Below are 632 nucleotides of genomic sequence, written 5' to 3'. Positions count from 1 at the left end.
TTCAGCGTGTTTATTGTTGTTTTCTTGCAACAATAGCAACACCCAAGTGTCATCTTTTGATGATACTACAGATACTATTTCCTCTATCAAAAGAGATACAATAGTAAATAAGGATACAATTGCACCAATTCAAGTGCCTAAAGAAGAAACTGATGAAGCTACAAAAATGATTTTAGAATTTTATGACAAGTATATCAGGCTGCAAGATAAAATGCTTTGTCATGATTGTCAAGAAGAATTGATAAAAATTAAGAAAAGATATTTATCAAATAAATTGATAAAAAAAATAAAACCTACTGAAGATAGAGATATGGATTTTATTGTAGATGCCCAAGATGTTTTCATAGAATGGTTGGACTCTATTAAGGTAAAGAAGATAAATTCAAAAAGATATAATGTGTATCTTTTTAACTTTTATGATAACAGATATGATAGCATACAATTAAAAGTTGCTAAAAAGAAAGACAGGTATATTATTGATGACATTATATTTTAAAATATTCAGATGGTAAAAATTTATTATTTTATTTCAGCGTGTTTATTGTTGTTTTCTTGTAACAATAACAACACCCAAGTGTCATCTTCTGATGAAACTATCGATACTATTTCCTCTATCAAAAGAGATACCATAG

General features: G+C 27.4%; 1 protein-coding gene and 1 pseudogene. Both read left to right on the top strand.

Annotated features, from left to right (window positions below; genetic code table 11):
- Positions 1-496, top strand: a 496-nt coding sequence (locus tag HMPREF9073_RS01570) for a hypothetical protein (RefSeq protein ID WP_034555090.1), incomplete at its 5' end; no start/stop codon positions are given.
- Positions 497-505: 9 nt separating this feature from the next.
- Positions 506-632: pseudogene (locus HMPREF9073_RS16155) on the top strand (DUF3828 domain-containing protein); the annotation flags it as partial.

This window comes from Capnocytophaga sp. oral taxon 326 str. F0382 (genome assembly GCF_000318295.1).
Lineage (GTDB): Bacteria > Bacteroidota > Bacteroidia > Flavobacteriales > Flavobacteriaceae > Capnocytophaga > Capnocytophaga periodontitidis.
The sequence above is the reverse complement of the archived record's forward strand: the minus strand, read 5'-3'. Positions and strand labels throughout refer to the sequence as shown.